The sequence below is a fragment of the Aurantimicrobium sp. genome (assembly GCF_036667855.1).
Classification (GTDB): Bacteria; Actinomycetota; Actinomycetes; order Actinomycetales; family Microbacteriaceae; genus Aurantimicrobium.
In genome coordinates this window covers 12825-30799 of sequence record NZ_JAVWTF010000019.1, presented here as the reverse complement: position 1 = coordinate 30799, position 17975 = coordinate 12825, and the positions used below count along the sequence as shown (strand labels likewise).

The window sequence follows — 17975 nt, the reverse complement described above, 5'->3', positions numbered from 1 at the left end:
CCGAGGCAATGACCACTCTGGTGGCAAGTGCATCGAGTTTGCCTGCATTGCGGATGAGGTCTGCATTGGTGCGGAGGAGTGCCCCAGCTTGGGGGTTCTTCTCCACCATGCTCACACTCAGTGCCCCACGACTGAGTGCTTCCAAAGCCAGCGCGCCTGAACCGGCAAAGAGATCCAACACTCGAGCACCCTCAATAACATCGCGTGCCTCGAGGGCAGAGAAGATGGCTTCTCTCACGCGGTCACTGGTGGGACGGGTGCCACTCTTGGGAACTTTGAGTTCGCGGGACCCGGCAAAGCCAGCAATGATGCGGGTCATGAGATCTCCCCGTTCCAGCTTGTGTAAGGATTCCAGCCATTCTCGGGCAAGACACCTTCTCCCATGTTCACGTGTGGTGTCTCATCTTCAGCACAGGCCGCGACGTGACCTAGGGCAGTAAATCCTGGTGGGAGTGCAACGTCTGCAGGGAACGACATGAGCAAGGCGTGGTCTTCCCCGCCATAGAGAATGGCTTGGCGTGCGTGGGATGCATCAACACCACATTCGATAGCCAGATGCGCAGCCAGATCATCGAGAGCACTCTCGTCGAGAACAATCACCACGCCACTGGCCCCAGCAATACGTCCGGCATCCATGATGAGCGAGTCAGAAATATCCATGGCAGCTGTTGCTCCACCGAGTGCTCCAGCTACCCCTTGCGAAATAGGTGGCCACGGTGCGAGCTGGGCTGAAAGCAGCAGGGGGTTGGTTGTGTCCTTCTCGCCCGCAAACAATGCGGCTAAACCAAGACCTGCAAGGCCTAGACGCCCCGTCACAGCAACAACATCACCAGGCTGAGCACCTGAGCGCAGCAGTGGCTTTCTGCCTTCCAAATCACCGAATGCCGTCACGCTGATCGTGAGGGTGTTGGAGACCGACAGGTCTCCCCCGACAACACCACTACCGGGTGCAAGCTCAAGGCAGGCATCATGGAATCCGTCCGCAATCTGCTCCAAGAAAGACACTTCAGTTTCTTTGGGAGCAGCGATGGAGACAACCATGCCGGTGGGCTTCGCACCCATGGCGGCAACGTCAGAAAGATTCGTAGCTGCTGCCTTGATGCCGAGTTGATGCGGCGTGGACCACTCGAGACGGAAGTCAGGACCGTGAACCATCATGTCGGTGGTGACGACGAAACGGCCATCTGGAGCCTGCATCACCGCACAGTCATCACCGGGGCCCACAATCGTGGCATCGGAGGAGGGAAGCCTTGGGAATATGCGAGCGAGGATGGCCGACTCAGGCATTTCGCCCAAGGTCTGGTTTACAGGATTTTCACTCACCCTCTCACGGTAGCCTGAAGAGGATGAATATTCGCACTCGAGCACTCGCCTTCGGCACACTTTCTGCTGTGCTGGGACTTTCTTTGGTAGGTTGCGCCGGTCAAGTTCCCATGACTCCGGCCAAAGACGCAAATAACCCTGAGTGTGCAAGTGTGACTGTTCGACTGCCAGACACGGTGGCAGAGCTCAAGAAGCGCGAAACCAATGCGCAGGCAACAGGTGCCTGGGGAACCCCTGCATCTGTGTTGTTGACCTGTGGTGTTGAAGTTCCTGGACCCACCACACTTCCCTGTGTATCCGTCAATGATGTGGACTGGATTGAAGATGACTCCCAGGCCCCGCTCTATCGCTACACGACCTATGGCCGCACGCCAGCCGTAGAAGTTGTGATTGATTCTGATGCCGTGAGCGGAACAACCACGCTGGTTGACCTCGGAGCCGCCGTGAGCGTGCTCCCCAGCACAGCAAAATGCACTGACCTCGCCGACGTATTCAGCGGAAAATAAGACTTAGTCTTCAGCGTGGTGGGCTAGTGCCACCTGGATGAGCTCATCAATGAGTTCGGGATAGCTCAGCCCCGTTTCCTGCCAACACCTGGGGAACATCGAGATGGGCGTGAAGCCAGGCATGGTGTTGATCTCATTGAGAACAAAGCCGTTCTCGGTGAGGAAGAAGTCCACACGTGCCAAGCCGGCACCATCAATAGCTTCGAAAGCACGAATGCTCAGGCGCTGAAGTTCGGATAGCTCGTCTGCACTCAGCGCAGCTGGGCAGACCAGGTCGATACCGTCAGCACCGAGATATTTCGCTTCAAAGTCGTAGAACTCACGACCAGAGACCACGATCTCGCCGGCAACAGATGCCCGAGCAGGCTGGCCAGGCATTCCCTGCAACACAGCACACTCCACCTCCCGGCCAACGATGCCTGCTTCGATGAGCACATGGTCGTCTTCGAGGAAAGCTGTGTCCATAGCTACGGCGAACTGATCCCAGTTCGACACCTTGCCGACGCCCACGCTGGAGCCTGCACGAGCTGGCTTGATAAAGACCGGCAGAGGCATCTGTTCGGCCATTGCACGAATAGCCTGAGGACGCTTATGCCAGTCATAACGCTTGATCGTGCGCCAGGGGGCAACCTCAATACCGGCGGCTTGGAGAACAGTCTTTGTGAAGTGCTTGTCCATGCCCAGGCTTGACGCCAAAACACCGGAACCCACATAGGGAAGACCAAAGAGCTCCAGCATTCCCTGAATGGTGCCATCTTCGCCGAATGGTCCATGCAAAATCGGGAATACAACGTCCACGTTGCCAAGTGAACGATCTGCTCCGTCTCCAGAAACCCAGAGTTCGCTCGAGCCAGCAGATTCAGGCCAGATGATTCTGGTGCCATTGTCTTCAACCTCAGGCAATTGGCCTGGCCGAAGAACGTAGTCGTCAGGGTTAGCGCTGGCTAACGTGAATGCACCGTCTTTGGTGATGCCGATAGGCAGCACGTCATAACGGTCAGTGTCAATCGCCTGAAGGACTCCCCGGGCTGTCGCGCAGCTGATTGAATGCTCGCTTGAGCGCCCCCCAAACAACACCGCCACCACGAGCTTGGTAGTCATCGAGGCTCCTTTCGCCCTGAGGCTCATCCGTATCCGTTGTGAGGTGAGGTGCAATGTCCTTGGGGTCGAGCGTACCCGCCAAAACCTGGCTGACCTGCTCGACAATAGGCATGTCTACTTCACGAGCACGAGCAAGTGTCAACACTGGCGCGACCGAAGCAAGACCTTCCGCGGTCTGCTGCATCTGGTTGGTGACTTCTTTGAGGGTGTATCCCTGACCCAGCAGGCGTCCTGCCGTGTTGTTGCGAGACAGTGGAGATTCACAGGTGGCAATGAGGTCACCAAGACCTGCCAGACCTGCGAGAGTTTCGGGCTGTGCGCCATAGGCAACGGCAAAGTCTGTCATTTCTGCAAGACCACGGGTAATGATGGACGCCTTGGTGTTATCGCCATAGCCCACGCCATCCACGATGCCGACAGCCACTGCGATGAGGTTTTTCAGAACTCCACCAAACTCGGTGCCTGGAACATCAGTGTTGACGAAGCAACGGAAGTAGCGGTTAGACACTGTCAATGCCACTTGGCTGGCAGTTTCCAAGCTCTGGCTGGAGATCACTGCAGCGGTGGGCTGCTCCTTGGCAATCTCCAGAGCCAAGTTAGGGCCTGAGGCAACGGCAACCATGTCTGGGCTGATAGGAAGTTCTTCCGCAATGACCTCGCTCATGCGCAGGCCCGTCTTGCGCTCGACGCCCTTCATGAGGGAGATCACAATTTGATCGTCGCGGAGTAGGGGTGCGAGCTGAACCAGGTTTTCGCGCAGCGTTTGGCTGGGAACACAGAGGTAAACCTGCTCCGCGTTCTTCACCGCAGCTGCCATCGAGCTGGTGGCAACGAGGTTCAGTGGCAGACGAATACCGCGGAGGTAGTCGCTGTTGCGGTGAGTTTCGTTGATGTCCTCAGCGAGGTCATCACGACGTGCCCAGAGCATGACGTCGTTGCCGCCGTCGGCCAAAATCTTGGCAAAGGTTGTTCCCCAGCTACCTGCACCGAGGACAGCAACCTTACGCGCAGGTGGAGTTACTGGCTTCTTACTCAAAACCGCCCCGTCTCGCTCTGGTTGTGTTCGGCTGGGTTCCAGCGGGTTGCTGGTGCCTTCTCGCCACGTAAGTCTTCCAGCAAAGCAGTGATGGCGTCCATCACTTTGGTCGTTGCAGCGGTGAGAGTTTTATTATCCAAGGGTTTGCCTTGGAACTCGCTGAGGTCGACGGGGTCCCCCACTTTCACATCAATGGTGTGGCGAGGGAAGACATTGATCTTCTTCGAATAGCGCGCCATCAGGTTCTGAGTTCCCCAGTGAGCAACAGGAACAACAGGAATACCCAGTTCCAACGCCAAGCGCACAGCGCCGCTCTTGCCACGCATAGGCCAGATGTCAGGGTCACGAGTGAGCGAGCCTTCTGGATAGACAATGACCGCACGTTCCTTGGTGACGAGTTCTTTCGCCGCCATCAGGGCAGCGGAGCTGCGCGTGGAGCCACCACGTTCAACCGGAATCTGTCCCGACTTGCGCAAAATCCAACCCAGCACAGGAACCTTCAAGATGCTGGCCTTGGCCATAAAGCGAGGAAGGCGGCCCAGATACCAGGTGGCAACACCAATGACCACAGGGTCAATGTTGGAGTAATGGTTGGGGGTAATGACCACGGCGCCGGTTTGTGGCATCTTTTCACGGTCGTGGAAACGGAACTTCACCATCAACCCCATCAGGGGCAGGGCGATAGCGCCTAACAACCAGAAGATTGATGGCTTACTGCGTTCACTCACGAGGAGTTACTCGCCCTCAATTACAAAGTCGGCGCCGAGCTGACGCAGCTTGGTAATGAAGTCACCATAGCCACGGCTAATGATGCCCACGTTGCTCACGCGAGACGTGCCCTTGGCAGTCAGCGCTGCAATGAGGTGGCTGAATCCACCACGCAGGTCGGGAACTTCAATGTCTGCCCCGTGAAGTTCGGTTGGACCTGAGATCACAGCAGAGTGCAGGAAGTTACGCTGACCAAAACGGCAGGGGTGACCACCGAGGCATTCGCTGTGAAGCTGAATGTTGGCACCCATCTTGATGAGGGCATCAACGAAACCAAAGCGCTGTTCATAAACGGTCTCGTGCACAATCGAGACACCCTGTGCCTTGGTGAGGGCAATCACGAGAGGCTGCTGCCAGTCCGTCATGAAGCCGGGGTGAACATCAGTTTCGATCACAACGGGCTTGAGCTCTCCACCGGGGTGGAAGAAACGAATACCGTCATCGTGAATCTCGAAAGCGCCACCAACCTTGCGGAAGATGTTGAGGAAGGTGAGCATCTCTGCCTGCTGTGCTCCCCCGACAAAGATGTCTCCGCCGGTAGCCAGTGCTGCTGAAGCCCAGCTTGCTGCTTCGTTACGGTCGAAGAGTGCGCGGTGGGTGTAACCCTCAAGCTTGTCTACGCCTTCGATGCGAATGACGCGGTCAGTATCGACCGAGATAATGGCGCCCATCTTCTGCAAAATGTTGATGAGGTCCATGATCTCTGGCTCAATAGCTGCACCAGAAAGTTCAGTCTTTCCCTTGGCACGCACGGCAGTAAGAAGAACTTGCTCGGTTGCACCCACGCTGGGGTAGGGAAGAGAAATCTTGGTTCCAACGAGACCATCTGGAGCTGTCATGCGAATGCCAGAAGGCAGCTTCTCAATAACGGCACCGAAGTTACCGAGAACTTCTAGGTGGTAATCAATGGGGCGGTCACCAATACGGCAACCACCAAGGTCAGGAATAAATGCCTCACCTAAGCGGTGAAGCAATGGGCCACAGAAAAGAATGGGAATCCGGCTCGAGCCAGCGTGGGCATCGATATCGGTCATGTGTGCCGATTCAACACCAGCTGGATCGAGCTTGAGAACACCTGCTGCTACATCGTGCTCGACCTTGACACCGTGAACTTCGAGGAGGCCCTTGACTACGCGAACATCGCTGATGTCGGGGACATCGCGCAGTTCACTGGGGCTTTCTCCCAAGAGCGCAGCAACCATCGCCTTGGTGACCAAGTTCTTTGCACCCTTGACCTCAATGCGACCAGAAAGTGGGTGGCCACCATTGATGGTGATGGTGTCTCCGGAGAGGCCTACGCGTGCGCCAGCGGCGCGTGCGTCGTTTGCAACAGTGTTCATGCATGCCTCACAGGAAGGGTCTTGGGGCGCCAGCCTTCACGCTTCGCTTCGAAGTCAGTGATGGCCTGCTCGTTACGCAAGGTTAGCGCGATGTCATCGAGTCCTTCGAGCAAACGCCAGCGAATGTAGTCATCGACTTCAAAAGGAACAACGAGGTCACCCAGCGTTGCCTTCTTCTCAACCAGGTCTACCGTCAACTCAACACCAGGCTGAGCTTCCAGTGCAGCCCAGAGCTTCTCGCAGTCTGCCTCAGAGATGACACCGGTGAGCAAACCTTGCTTGCCTGAGTTTCCGCGGAAAATATCTGCGAACTTCGGTGCCAGAACTGCATCGAAACCGTAGTCACGCAGTGCCCAGACAGCGTGCTCACGTGAGGAACCCGTTCCAAAGTCAGGTCCGGCAACAAGCACTCGAGCACCAGCATATTCAGACTGGTTCAAAATGAATTCGGGGTCCTGACGCCAGTTGGCGAAGAGGGCATCATCGAAGCCGGTCTTGGTCACGCGCTTGAGATAGACGGCAGGAATGATCTGGTCGGTGTCCACGCCACTGCGTCGCAGAGGGACACCAACACCGGTGACGGAAGTGAATTTCTCCATGTCTAGCCTTCCAAATCTGAGGGGCTCGAGAGCGTGCCACGAATAGCGGTGGCTGCAGCGACCTGTGGGGAAACCAGGTGAGTACGTCCACCCTTACCCTGACGGCCTTCAAAGTTACGGTTCGAGGTGGAAGCACAACGCTCCCCCGGTGCGAGCTGGTCGGGGTTCATTCCCAAACACATCGAGCAGCCAGCAAAGCGCCACTCAGCACCAAAGTCTTCGATGATCTTGTCGAGGCCTTCAGCTTCTGCCTCGAGACGAACACGTGCAGAGCCCGGAACAACCATGACGCGAACGCCATCAGCCTTCTTCTTTCCCTCAACCAGTGAAGCAAAGACGCGAAGGTCTTCGATGCGGCTGTTGGTGCACGAACCCATGAACACTGCGTCTACAGGAACGTCCTTGAGCTTGGTGCCAGGCTTCAGATCCATGTATTCGAGAGCACGTTCAGCTGCAGCACGCTCGTTGGGGTCTGCGAAGTCCTCAGGTGAGGGAACGACATCGCTGAGCGAAACACCTTGGCCTGGGTTTGTTCCCCAGGTGACGAAAGGCTCGAGTTCGTTAGCGTCGAGGTTGACCTCGGCATCAAAAGTTGCACCCTCGTCGGTGGGCAGCGTCTTCCAGTAAGCGACGGCCTCGTCCCAGTCGGCCCCAACGGGTGCGTGTGGGCGACCTTCAAGGTAGTCAAAGGTGGTCTGGTCGGGAGCGACCATACCGGCACGAGCACCTGCTTCAATAGCCATGTTGCAGATGGTCATGCGACCTTCCATCGACAGGGCACGGATAGCAGAGCCACGGAATTCAAGAACGTACCCCTGACCACCGTTGGCACCGATCTTGGCGATGACCGCCAAGATGATGTCCTTGGCAGAAACGCCTGGCTTGAGGGTTCCTTCAACATTGATAGCCATGGTCTTGAACGGCTTCAACGGCAGCGTCTGAGTGGCGAGAACGTGCTCAACCTCACTGGTACCAATACCGAACGCCATGGCGCCAAAAGCACCGTGGGTTGAAGTGTGAGAGTCGCCACAGACTACGGTGATGCCGGGCATGGTCAAACCCAGCTGCGGGCCTACTACGTGAACAATTCCCTGCTCGAGATCTCCCAAAGAGTGCAGGCGCACACCAAACTCTTCAGCGTTGTTACGCAGGGTCTGAATCTGAATACGGCTGGTCTCATCAGCGATGGGCTTATCAATAGCCAGCGTGGGAGTGTTGTGGTCCTCGGTAGCAATGGTGAGGTCCAGACGGCGGACGGGACGTCCGGCCTGGCGCAGACCATCAAAAGCCTGAGGACTGGTTACTTCGTGAACAAGGTGGAGGTCGATGTAGATGAGATCGGGGGTACCGTCTTCGCCTTTGACGACCAAGTGGTCGTCCCACACTTTTTCCGCAAGAGTTCTTGGTTTGTTCACCTTGTAATTCTACTTCGTGTGCGAAGTAGGTTCTGCAGAGCGCATCTTGATTACGCTGGCAATGGTCGCAACTGCCATCGAGGCCACAATGACCAAGAGAGAGGTCACGGTGCTGATTTCCGGTGCCCACTCAATGTGTTGGCCACCGTTGATGAAGGGCAGCTCGTTCTCGTGCATCGCGTGCAGCACCAGCTTCACACCGATGAAGCCCAAGATAAACGCGATTCCATACTTGAGGTATTCGAGCTTGTCGAGAAGACCGCCCAGCAGGAAGTAGAGCTGACGCAGACCCATCAAGGCAAAGATGTTTGCGGCGAAGACCAAGAACGGACTTGTTGTAATTCCGAAAATGGCGGGTATGGAGTCAAAGGCAAAGATGACGTCGGTCACAGCAATGGTGATGAACACCACAATCATCGGGGTGAACATCTTCTTGCCGTTGTGAACGGTGCGGATCTTGGCGCCATCAAAGTCAGGTGACATCGTGATGCGCTTGCGCAGGAAGCTAATGAGCTTGCCTTCTGTCTCTTCTTCGTCCTCGTGTGAACGGAAAGCCTGGTGGTAGGCGGTGTAGAGCAGGAATGCTCCGAAGATGTAGAAAATCCAGGAGAAGTTCTCGATGAGGGCAGCACCCAAAATGATGAAGATTCCGCGCAGAATCAGCGCCATGATGATGCCCACCATGAGAACTTCTTGCTGGTACTTTCTCGGTACCGCAAAGCGACTCATGATGATGACGAAGACGAAGAGGTTATCGATACTCAAGCTGTATTCGGTGAGCCAACCGGCATAGAACTGGCCTGCGTGCTCGATATCGCCCAGAGCAAGGATCGCGCCACCAAAAGCGATGGCTAGGAGGGCGTAGAAGCCCACCCAGAGAGCTGCTTCTTTCATCGAAGGGATGTGCGGCCGCTTGAAAATGATCAAGAGATCAGCTACAAGAATTGCCGTCAAAACAACGAGAGAACCAATTTCAAACCACGCGGGGAGAGCACCATCCATAGTGGTTCAAGGCTACCGGTAAGAATGCTGTGAATCTGCTTAGAGAAGAATGCAAAAACCCCCGCCGGATGGCGAGGGTTTTTGACAATGGTGACCCCAGCGGGATTCGAACCCGCGTTACCGCCGTGAGAGGGCGGCGTACTAGGCCGCTATACGATGGGGCCGTTTGCGACGTGTCAATAATGCCATAAGAACGAAGTGCCCGCCAATCGAGGCATCTTGAGCTAGATAAACACTCTCACCGCTGCGGGGACAACATCGACATGTGCCGGCAATGCCCAGACCCTCTCCCCATCTGCATACGCGACGATTCCGGGTGCATCAAGAACAACTGTTGAGCCACGCTCAATCACCACTTCAGGCTCGGTGACGTGTGTGCCAGCGAAAACACGAGGGAACAACCGAAGAAAACGCAGTCGCGACAGCGGCCTCAATACGAACACATCCAACATGCCATCTCGCATGCTTGCTTCGGGGGTGACCTTCATTCCCCCACCCATGGTGGAGTTGTTGGCCACGGAGATGAGCATGGCTGATTCCTCACGATGAACACCATCAACCGTTAGTGAATACCGAACTGGTTTGAGCGCAAAGAGCTCCAAGAGCAAGGCCAGGGTGTAGCGAGACTTCCCCTTGGGCCAGTGCATGGCATTAGCCCGCTCATTCACAATGGCGTCGAATCCGGCAGAGAGAATGCTCGCAAACCAGCGAACCTCTGAACCATCAACACTGGTGATGCGACCCAGATCTAGTCGCTCGGGTTCGCGCGACAGGGACTCCACCATCTTCGAAATACAGGAAGAAAGATCACCCACGGGCAAACCAATCCCCCGAGCAAGGTCATTTCCCGTTCCCGCCGGAACAACAGCGAACGGAACAGAAGTTTGCGCGACCATATTGACCGCCAACGAAACCATGCCATCGCCACCAACGACAACTAGGGCATCTGGAGTGAGTGTGAGTGCGCGATTGAGCTGCCCACGAAGCAAGTCATAGTTCTCTGCACGCAAGGCAGTGACTCGATAACCGGCCGCTTCAAGAGCTGACACCGTCTGCTCCCCTGCCGCAGGATTCTTACCAAAAGCGGCGCTGGGATTGATGGCCACAACAATGTGGCGGGGTGTTGAACTCACCAGTTGATTATGCCGGTTAAACGAGAAAACCCTCGCTATTGCGAGGGTTTTACTTGCTGGGGTACCTGGACTCGAACCAAGAACAAAGGTACCAGAAACCTTCGTGTTGCCAATTACACCATACCCCACCGGGTCTGAGCTAAGCCCTGAACCGACTCCCTAGCCTAACCCACGAGGGCAGACTAAACAAACTCAGCGCTCCTTGCGTTCGTTGAAACGAACGAGTCGATCAATGGTGTCCTGCTTGCCCAAAATCTCCATAGATTCGAACAAGGGAGGAGAAATTCGACGACCAGAAATGGCGGTGCGCAAGGGCCCAAAGGCAATCCGAGGCTTGAGTTCGAGGCCGTCAATGAGAGCTGAATTCAACGCTTCCTGAATGACATCGTGAGTGAACTCTGCTTCAGGAATGAGCTCTAGTGCTTCGACTGAAGCCGCAACCACAACCGCTGAATTCTCGGGCAAGCCCTTGAGTGCATCCTCTGCATAGGTGATTTGAGACGCAGGGGTAAACAGGAACTCTAAAAGCTCTGGAGCTTCGCTGAGCACGTTCATGCGGGTCTGCACCAGAGGCGCTGCTGCAGCAAGAATCTCGAGCTGAACATCGGTGGGGTTGTTCGAGAGAACGTTCCCTGCCTGCAGATACGGAATCATGCGAGCAGTGAAGTCTTCCAGAGTGAGCAAACGAATCTGGTCGCCATTGATGGCGTCCGCCTTCTTCTGATCAAAGCGCGCAGGGTTAGGGTTCACATTGACCACGTCGAAAGCCTTGACCATCTCCTGAATGGAGAAGACATCACGATCGTGGCTCAACGACCACCCCAACAGGGCGAGGTAGTTGATGAGACCCTCAGGAATGAATCCGCGATCGCGGTGGTGGAACAGGTTTGCCTCAGGGTCACGCTTAGAGAGCTTCTTGTTTCCTTCACCCATGACATAGGGCAGGTGGCCAAAACGTGGGATGTGGGTGGTGAAACCTGCGTCGATGAGTGCGTGATACAGAGCAATCTGGCGAGGAGTTGACGAAAGAAGATCTTCACCACGGAGCACGTGAGTGACCTGCATGATGGCGTCATCAACCGGGTTGACCAGCGTGTAGAGAGGGTCACCATTGGGGCGAACCACAACGAAGTCAGGGAACGAACCAGCAGGGAACGTGATTTCACCACGAACCAAGTCATCGAAGGTGATGTCCTCATCAGGTACGCGAACGCGAAGAGCAGGGAGACGTCCCTCGGCACGGAAAGCAGCCTTCTGCTCTTCTGTCAGATCACGGTCAAAGTTGTCATAGCCAACCTTGGGGTCCTTGCCGGCAGCAAGGTTGCGAGCTTCGATTTCTTCAGGTGTAGAGAAGCTCTCATAGACACGACCAGTTGCCTTGAGCTTCTCAATGACCTCTTTGTAGATGTCGGAGCGCTGAGACTGGCGGTATGGCCCGTGAGGGCCGCCCACGTTGATGCCTTCGTCCCAATCCAGGTTCAACCAGGACAGGGCGTCAATGATCTGCTCGTAGCTCTCTTCGGAGTCGCGAGCTGCATCAGTGTCTTCGATACGGAAGATGAACTTACCGCCGGTGTGACGGGCATATGCCCAGTTGAACAGGGCGGTGCGCACCAGCCCTACGTGAGGTGTACCGGTTGGTGAAGGGCAGAAGCGCACGCGAACGTCGCTCCCCGTCGCTGTGGAGAAGGGGTAGTTAGTTGTCATGCGTCGAGTCTGACCATCCAGCCGTGACGGTCAGGAAGGCGACCGTATTGAATATCTGTAAGTTCCTTACGCAGACTCATGGTGAGTTCACCGGCAGGTGCATCAGGGTTACCAACGGAAAGTCCATTAGCACCGATGAGCTGACCAATCGGAGTAATCACAGCAGCAGTGCCACAAGCGAATACTTCCGTGATCTGGCCAGAGGCAACGCCTTCCTTCCATTCGGAGATGGGCACGGTGCGCTCTTCAACCTCAAGCCCACGATCCTTGGCCAAGGTGATGATGCTCTCACGAGTAATGCCTTCAAGGATGGTTCCGGTGAGCTGAGGGGTGACAATCTTGCCGTCTTTGTGGACGAAGAAGACGTTCATGCCACCGAGCTCTTCCACGTTGGTGTGGGTTTCGGAGTCAAGGAAAAGAACCTGGGCACAGCCATTCTCATAAGCCTCAACCTGAGCGGTGAGCGAGGAAGCGTAGTTACCACCACACTTGGCAGAACCGGTTCCACCCTTGCCTGCACGTGAGTACTCGGTGGTGAGCCAAATCTTGACCGGTGCCACACCCTGCGCAAAGTATGCGCCAGCTGGCGACGCAATGAGGTAGTAGCCGACCTTGTGCGCGGCACGAACACCCAGGAAGGTTTCGTTGGCAATCATGAAGGGACGCAGGTAGAGGCTGGTCTCCGGTGCCGAAGGAACCCACTTGCCATCAACCGCAATGAGCTGCTTGATGGACTCAATGAAGTCAGGAACAGAGAGCTCAGGCAGTGCCATGCGGCGAGCAGAGCGCTGCAGACGCAGAGCGTTCGCTTCGGGGCGGAAGGTCCAGATGGAACCATCAGCGTGACGGTATGCCTTGAGCCCTTCAAAGATTTCCTGGCCGTAGTGCAGCACGGAAGCAGCAGGGTCCAGAGTCAATGGCCCATAGGGCTGAACGTGTGCACCGTGCCAACCTTCGTCGATGGTCCAGTCAATGGAGACCATGTGGTCGGTGAAGTGCTTACCAAACCCGGGGTCAGCGAGGATTTCCTCACGAGCTGCCTCTGCGCGTGCAGAGGTTGACGGGGTGAGGGCGAAGTTCAGCGGAAACGTCGATGTTTCGTTGCTCATGATCTTCCTTTACTTCCTAGGACAGACGGGCGACAATGTCGTCGCCAATCTCGCTCGTACGACGGGATGCAGCACCACGCTCAGAGAGGTCAGCAGCGACAGCATCGTTGATGCGCGCTGCGGCCTCGGCGTAGCCAAAGTGTTCCAGCAGCAGTCCCACGGAGAGGATTGCTGCGGTGGGGTCAGCTTTCTGTTGACCAGCAATGTCAGGAGCAGAACCGTGTACTGGTTCAAACATGCTGGGGAATGCGTTGGTGGGGTTGATGTTTCCACTCGCAGCCAGACCAATTCCACCGCTGATCGCAGCAGCAAGGTCGGTGAGGATGTCGCCGAACAAGTTGTCGGTGACGATGACGTCGAAGCGTGCAGGGTCAGTGACGAAGAAGATGGTCGCTGCGTCGATGTGGAGGTAGTCCACCGAAACCTGAGGGTATTCCGCTGCAACAGCATCCACGATGCGACTCCACAGAGAACCAGCGTTCACCAACACATTGGTCTTGTGCACCAAGGTCAGCTTCTTGCGCTCACGCTTGGCGGCGAGTTCGAACGCGTAGCGAACCACACGCTCAACACCGTGAGCGGTGTTGATGGAAAGCTCGTTCGCAATTTCGTAGGGAGTTCCCTGTCGAAGTGCGCCACCGTTACCCACATAAGGACCTTCGGTACCTTCACGCACAACCACAAAGTCCACGTCGCCGGGGTGAGCAAGTGGGCTCACGACACCGGGGAAGATCGTGGTTGGACGCAGGTTCACGTAGTGGTCCAAGCTGAAGCGCAGCTTCAGCAGTAGACCACGCTCGATGATGCCAGCAGGAATACGAGGATCGCCAGGCTTTCCACCGACAGCACCTAACAGGATTGCTTCGTGAGAGGCAATAGCTGCAAGGTCTTCTTCGCTGAGCACGTCGCCGGTGGCGAGGTAGCGGTCAGCGCCGAGCGAGAACTGTGTCTTCTCGATAACCAGATCTGCAGAGGGAGCGACCACGTCCAGCACCTTCACTGCTTCAGCAATGACCTCAGGGCCAATACCGTCACCAGGGATGACTGCGAGCTTGAGTGTGCGCGACATGGGTTTTCCTTGCGTTGTTCTGAACTTATTCGGTGATGTCTACTTCGAGCATGACATCTGCATCGATGGCCTTACGAACCTTTTCGAGCAGTGATGCGGGAACGGGTGAGTCCACGGTCAGCACAGACAGTGCCTTGCCACCAAGGTTCTGGCGAGCAATCTGCATACCGGCGATGTTGATCTTGGCGTCACCGAATTCCTTGCCGTACACGGCAACGATTCCGGGACGGTCGATGTACTGCATCACGATGAGGTGGTCATCGATGGGGACGTCTACTTCGTAGCCGTTGATTTCGACGATCTTCTCAACCTGCTTGATACCAGCCAGAGTTCCCGAAACAGAGATCTGGGTACCATCGCTCAGCGCACCACGGATGGTGAGCACGGTGCGGTATTCAGGAGATTCCTCTTCGCTCAGTGTGCGAACTTCAATACCGCGCTGCTCAGCAAGCAAGGGAGCGTTCACGTAAGAGACGCTCTCGCTGACCACGTTGGTAAAGATTCCCTTGAGGGCAGCCAGCTTGAGCACAGAGGTGTCGTACTGTGTGATCTCACCACGGACCTCAACATCGACTGAGGTCAATGGGCTGGTGTGTGCCAGACCTGAGAAGACCTGTCCGAGCTTCTCCACCAGAGGAATAGCGGGGCGGACGTAAGGATCAATCACACCACCGGCAACGTTAACTGCGTCAGGAACGAGCTCACCACTCAGAGCAAGGCGAACCGACTTGGCAACCGAGATACCAGCCTTTTCCTGAGCTTCATCAGTAGAAGCACCCAGGTGCGGGGTGGTGATGACGTTGGGCAGACCCAGCAACGGCGAACCAGTGGGAGGCTCAGAGACGAACACGTCCAGACCAGCACCGGCAATGACGTTGTTGGTCAGAGCTTCATACAGGGCATCTTCGTCAATGAGGCCACCGCGTGCGACGTTGATGACGTATGCAGTGGGCTTCATAGCCTTGAGCTGAGCAGTGCCGATCATGCCCGTTGTCTCAGGAGTCTTGGGCATGTGGATGGTGATGAAGTCAGAGGTTTCAATGAGCTCATTGAGTGAGAGGAGCTGAACACCCAGCTGCTGGGCACGGGCTGAGGTGACGTAGGGGTCGTAGGCCACAACCTTGGTACCAAACGCCTTCATACGCTCAGCAATGAGCGCACCAATCCGACCCAGACCGATGATGCCGATGGTCTTTTCAAACAGTTCAGTACCGGTGTAAGCGCTGCGCTTCCACTTGCCTTCGGCAAGTGCTGCGTGAGCTGCAGGAATGTGGCGAGCCAGGCTCAAGATGTGACCACAGGTGAGCTCTGCTGCAGAAATGATGTTGGAGGTGGGCGCGTTGACCACCATGACACCGGCAGCGGTAGCTGCCTTGATGTCGACGTTGTCCAGGCCCACACCAGCACGCGCAATGACCTTGAGGTTCGGTGCTGCAGCAAGTACTTCAGCATCAACCTGGGTAGCGGAGCGAACCAAGATTGCGCTGGCAGAGTGCACTGCTTCCAGAAGAGCGGGACGGTCGGTGCCGTCAACGACGCGCACGTCGAAATCGGGGCCCAGAGCCTCGATAGTGGCAGGAGAAAGCTCTTCAGCGATGAGTACGACGGGCTTAGTCACGAGTATGTATTTCCTTGGGTTTTTGAGCTCAGGAGAGGTTCAAGTCTACCCGAGCGGTTTGGGGCTGTTTTGCGCTAATTCACGCTGAAAATGAGGAATGCGTTGGTGCCAAGTGCGAGGTCCACACCCACCACGGCGGAGAGGGACAACGCGACGATATAGATCACCAGAGCAGGTGCAAAGGATTTCTTTCTGGTGAACCACAGCGCACCAAAAAAGAGAACTACCGGTGCCACGATTCCGAAGATGACCGCAAACCAGCCAAAAGCACTCAGACCGATACCGAGGGACAGGCTTTGGGACATTACTCCAATGAAGTTGCCAATGCCTTCCCAGACGTCATAAGCAAAAAGCAGGGCAAACACGGCGGCAAGTATCCATGCCCCCACCGAACGCTTCAATTTCTCGTTCATATCTAACCTGCCCAGGACACGTAGGGCCAGGGAATGAGAATGGCGACACCTAAGAGCAAGTACAGCAACCGGGTGGAAACTTTCTTGTCCTTACCGAGGTAAAGAACGGCACCAAACCAGATTGCAGGGGCAGCAACAGACAGCCACAGCCCGAACTGGAACATGGCATTACCCAAAGCATCTGCAATCTGGGTGGGGTTCCGCAAAGCGGTAATCAACCATGCAACCGAGAACAGCAAGTAGATGCCAGCAAAAATTCCAAAGCCAATCAGAGCAGCTGAGCTGAGGCTGACAGGAAGCTCAGCGGTCTCCGCTGCTTTCTGTGGGGCCTTGGTTCGTGACTTCTTAACGGAAGAAGCGCCACCCGCGTCCCGTTTCGCACTCTGTGGAGAGCCCGTTGTCAGGCGATCATCGTCGCCTGCCCAACTGAGGGCATCTTCTTCTGGAGTACTCATACGTGACGCGCGTGGCGCATCCTCTCGTTTAGCTAATGACTAGCGAGCGGCAGAACCCTCGGTGTAGTCCTTGTCCTGTGGACGCCATGCGAAGAGCTCGCGCAGCTTGCGACCGGTTGCCTCGATGGGGTGCGCTGCACCCTTGTCGCGGAGGGCGAGGAACTCGGGAGCTCCAGCGTCCTGGTCGTTGATGAAGCGGGTTGCGAATGCACCGTTCTGGATGTCTGAGAGAACTTCCTTCATGTGCTCCTTGACTGAAGGGTCGATCACGCGAGGACCGGAAACGTAGTCACCGAACTCTGCAGTGTCGGAAACTGACCAACGCTGCTTGGCGATGCCACCTTCCCACATGAGGTCAACGATGAGCTTGAGCTCGTGCAGAACCTCGAAGTACGCGATCTCAGGCTGGTAGCCAGCCTCAACCAGAGTCTCGAAGCCGTACATCACGAGCTGCGAAGCGCCACCACAGAGGACAGCCTGCTCGCCGAAGAGGTCAGTCTCGGTCTCTTCGGTGAAGGTGGTCTTGATACCACCGGCACGCAGACCACCGATTGCCTTGGAGTAAGACCATGCGAGGTCCCATGCCTTGCCAGATGCGTCGTTCTCGACAGCAACGATGACAGGAACACCACGGCCTGCGAGGTACTCGCGACGAACGGTGTGGCCTGGACCCTTAGGAGCTACGAGTGCAACGTCAACGTTCGAAGGAGCGGTGATGTAGCCGTAACGGATGTTGAAACCGTGACCGAAGATGAGGGTCTTACCTGCAGAGAGGTTAGGAGCAATGTCATCTGCGTAGAGGTGACGCTGGAACTGGTCTGGAGCGAGGATGACGATAACGTCGCCCCATGCAGCAGCTTCAGCAGTGGTCATGACCTTGAGGCCAGCCTCTTCTGCCTTAGCAATCGACTTCGAGTTAGCCTTCAGACCAACAACGACGTCAACGCCGGAGTCGTGCAGGTTGAGTGCGTGTGCGTGGCCCTGTGAGCCGTAACCGATAACGGCGACCTTCTTGCTCTTGATGAGCTCGAGGTCTGCGTCCTTGTCATAGTGAATTTCAGTCACTTTGGGTTTTCTCCTTGTTTGTAGGTTTGGAAAATCGGGAAAAACTAGTTCTTGAACACGCGCTCAGTAATCGACTTGCTACCGCGACCGATAGCGAGCAGACCCGATTGAGCAAGTTCCTTGATGCCATAGGGTTCGAGCAACTTGAGGAAAGCGGCAATCTTGGCCGAGTTTCCGGTGACTTCAATAACCAAAGCATCAGAAGCAACGTCCACGACACTGGCGCGGAACAGTGACACTGCTTCGAGTACCTGTGAACGTGTGGAGTTATCCACGCGAACCTTGATCAGCATGTGCTCCCGGGCAACAGACTGCT

General features: G+C 56.0%; 19 protein-coding genes and 2 tRNA genes. 1 reads left to right on the top strand and 20 read right to left on the bottom strand.

The features are described 5' to 3' along the window. Positions 1 to 319, bottom strand: a 319-nt coding sequence (locus tag RR877_RS05635; protein ID WP_332627789.1) for an RsmD family RNA methyltransferase, incomplete at its 3' end; no start/stop codon positions are given. Beyond that, positions 316 to 1323, bottom strand: coding sequence for a thiamine-phosphate kinase (gene thiL / locus RR877_RS05630; RefSeq protein ID WP_332550716.1), 1008 nt, complete (start codon positions 1321 to 1323; stop codon positions 316 to 318). The genes RR877_RS05635 and thiL, both read right to left, overlap by 4 nt. 23 nt (positions 1324 to 1346) lie before the next feature. Between thiL and RR877_RS05625 the strand changes: the two genes are divergently transcribed. Then, positions 1347 to 1829 carry a DUF3515 domain-containing protein gene (locus RR877_RS05625; RefSeq protein ID WP_280796086.1) on the top strand — a complete coding sequence of 161 codons (483 nt, stop codon included), beginning with the start codon at positions 1347 to 1349 and terminating at the stop codon, positions 1827 to 1829. Between the two features lie 3 nt (positions 1830 to 1832). Here RR877_RS05625 and RR877_RS05620 read toward each other — a convergent pair whose 3' ends face one another. From RR877_RS05620 to ilvN, 18 genes are all read right to left on the bottom strand, one after another. Further along, a complete protein-coding gene (locus RR877_RS05620; RefSeq protein ID WP_332627788.1) occupies positions 1833 to 2930 on the bottom strand; it encodes a D-alanine--D-alanine ligase family protein in 1098 nt (365 codons plus the stop codon). Further along, positions 2833 to 3966, bottom strand: a complete 1134-nt coding sequence (locus RR877_RS05615; protein ID WP_110233056.1) for an NAD(P)H-dependent glycerol-3-phosphate dehydrogenase — start codon at positions 3964 to 3966, stop codon at positions 2833 to 2835. Before RR877_RS05615 ends, RR877_RS05620 begins: the two co-directional genes overlap by 98 nt. Beyond that, positions 3963 to 4694, bottom strand: coding sequence for a lysophospholipid acyltransferase family protein (locus tag RR877_RS05610; protein ID WP_332550717.1), 732 nt, complete (start codon positions 4692 to 4694; stop codon positions 3963 to 3965). Before RR877_RS05610 ends, RR877_RS05615 begins: the two co-directional genes overlap by 4 nt. Positions 4695 to 4700: 6 nt before the next feature. Beyond that, positions 4701 to 6074 (bottom strand): UDP-N-acetylglucosamine 1-carboxyvinyltransferase, encoded by a 1374-nt coding sequence (gene murA, locus RR877_RS05605; protein WP_110233055.1) that lies wholly within the window; start codon positions 6072 to 6074, stop codon positions 4701 to 4703. Then, complete coding sequence (gene leuD, locus RR877_RS05600; protein ID WP_110233054.1) at positions 6071 to 6673, bottom strand: 3-isopropylmalate dehydratase small subunit; 603 nt, start codon at positions 6671 to 6673, stop codon at positions 6071 to 6073. The genes murA and leuD overlap by 4 nt, the downstream gene beginning before the upstream one ends. A 2-nt stretch (positions 6674 to 6675) precedes the next feature. Further along, positions 6676 to 8088, bottom strand: a complete 1413-nt coding sequence (gene leuC, locus RR877_RS05595) for a 3-isopropylmalate dehydratase large subunit (protein ID WP_110233053.1) — start codon at positions 8086 to 8088, stop codon at positions 6676 to 6678. 9 nt (positions 8089 to 8097) lie between these two features. Further along, on the bottom strand, positions 8098 to 9090 hold the full coding sequence (locus tag RR877_RS05590) for a TerC family protein (RefSeq protein ID WP_280800518.1): 993 nt from the start codon (positions 9088 to 9090) through the stop codon (positions 8098 to 8100). A gap of 88 nt (positions 9091 to 9178) precedes the next feature. Continuing rightward, positions 9179 to 9254: transfer RNA gene (locus RR877_RS05585), tRNA-Glu, on the bottom strand. A 60-nt stretch (positions 9255 to 9314) separates the two neighbouring features. Then, the gene (locus RR877_RS05580) at positions 9315 to 10223 is read right to left on the bottom strand and encodes a diacylglycerol kinase family protein (RefSeq protein WP_332627787.1); all 909 of its coding nucleotides are present in this window, start codon (positions 10221 to 10223) and stop codon (positions 9315 to 9317) included. Positions 10224 to 10279: 56 nt separating this feature from the next. Next, positions 10280 to 10351 (bottom strand) — tRNA-Gln (locus RR877_RS05575). A 64-nt stretch (positions 10352 to 10415) separates the two neighbouring features. Continuing rightward, a complete protein-coding gene (gene gltX / locus RR877_RS05570; RefSeq protein WP_332619065.1) occupies positions 10416 to 11930 on the bottom strand; it encodes a glutamate--tRNA ligase in 1515 nt (504 codons plus the stop codon). Further along, positions 11927 to 13039, bottom strand: a complete 1113-nt coding sequence (locus RR877_RS05565) for a branched-chain amino acid aminotransferase (RefSeq protein ID WP_332551072.1) — start codon at positions 13037 to 13039, stop codon at positions 11927 to 11929. The genes gltX and RR877_RS05565 overlap by 4 nt, the downstream gene beginning before the upstream one ends. A 16-nt stretch (positions 13040 to 13055) precedes the next feature. After that, positions 13056 to 14108, bottom strand: a complete 1053-nt coding sequence (locus RR877_RS05560; protein WP_332551071.1) for a 3-isopropylmalate dehydrogenase — start codon at positions 14106 to 14108, stop codon at positions 13056 to 13058. A 25-nt stretch (positions 14109 to 14133) separates the two neighbouring features. After that, positions 14134 to 15726 (bottom strand): phosphoglycerate dehydrogenase, encoded by a 1593-nt coding sequence (gene serA, locus RR877_RS05555; RefSeq protein WP_332619067.1) that lies wholly within the window; start codon positions 15724 to 15726, stop codon positions 14134 to 14136. 74 nt (positions 15727 to 15800) lie between these two features. Then, positions 15801 to 16139, bottom strand: a complete 339-nt coding sequence (locus RR877_RS05550; RefSeq protein WP_110233046.1) for a hypothetical protein — start codon at positions 16137 to 16139, stop codon at positions 15801 to 15803. 2 nt (positions 16140 to 16141) lie between these two features. After that, positions 16142 to 16594: a hypothetical protein gene (locus tag RR877_RS05545; RefSeq protein ID WP_332551069.1), complete on the bottom strand. Its 453-nt coding sequence runs from the start codon at positions 16592 to 16594 to the stop codon at positions 16142 to 16144. Between the two features lie 39 nt (positions 16595 to 16633). Then, complete coding sequence (gene ilvC / locus RR877_RS05540) at positions 16634 to 17659, bottom strand: ketol-acid reductoisomerase (RefSeq protein ID WP_332619068.1); 1026 nt, start codon at positions 17657 to 17659, stop codon at positions 16634 to 16636. A 44-nt stretch (positions 17660 to 17703) separates the two neighbouring features. Further along, positions 17704 to 17975, bottom strand: a 272-nt coding sequence (gene ilvN / locus RR877_RS05535; RefSeq protein ID WP_332627786.1) for an acetolactate synthase small subunit, incomplete at its 5' end; no start/stop codon positions are given.

Excerpts from the sequence above, each read along its gene's own strand:
- leuD (WP_110233054.1), bottom strand. The coding sequence starts at position 6,673 with ATGGAGAAATTCACTTCCGTCACCGGTGTTGGTGTCCCTCTGCGACGC.
- RR877_RS05590 (WP_280800518.1), bottom strand. The coding sequence starts at position 9,090 with ATGGATGGTGCTCTCCCCGCGTGGTTTGAAATTGGTTCTCTCGTTGTT.
- RR877_RS05565 (WP_332551072.1), bottom strand. The coding sequence starts at position 13,039 with ATGAGCAACGAAACATCGACGTTTCCGCTGAACTTCGCCCTCACCCCG.
- RR877_RS05620 (WP_332627788.1), bottom strand. The coding sequence starts at position 2,930 with ATGACTACCAAGCTCGTGGTGGCGGTGTTGTTTGGGGGGCGCTCAAGC.
- gltX (WP_332619065.1), bottom strand. The coding sequence starts at position 11,930 with ATGACAACTAACTACCCCTTCTCCACAGCGACGGGGAGCGACGTTCGC.
- RR877_RS05545 (WP_332551069.1), bottom strand. The coding sequence starts at position 16,594 with ATGAGTACTCCAGAAGAAGATGCCCTCAGTTGGGCAGGCGACGATGAT.
- RR877_RS05550 (WP_110233046.1), bottom strand. The coding sequence starts at position 16,139 with ATGAACGAGAAATTGAAGCGTTCGGTGGGGGCATGGATACTTGCCGCC.
- RR877_RS05625 (WP_280796086.1), top strand. The coding sequence starts at position 1,347 with ATGAATATTCGCACTCGAGCACTCGCCTTCGGCACACTTTCTGCTGTG.
- RR877_RS05560 (WP_332551071.1), bottom strand. The coding sequence starts at position 14,108 with ATGTCGCGCACACTCAAGCTCGCAGTCATCCCTGGTGACGGTATTGGC.
- murA (WP_110233055.1), bottom strand. The coding sequence starts at position 6,074 with ATGAACACTGTTGCAAACGACGCACGCGCCGCTGGCGCACGCGTAGGC.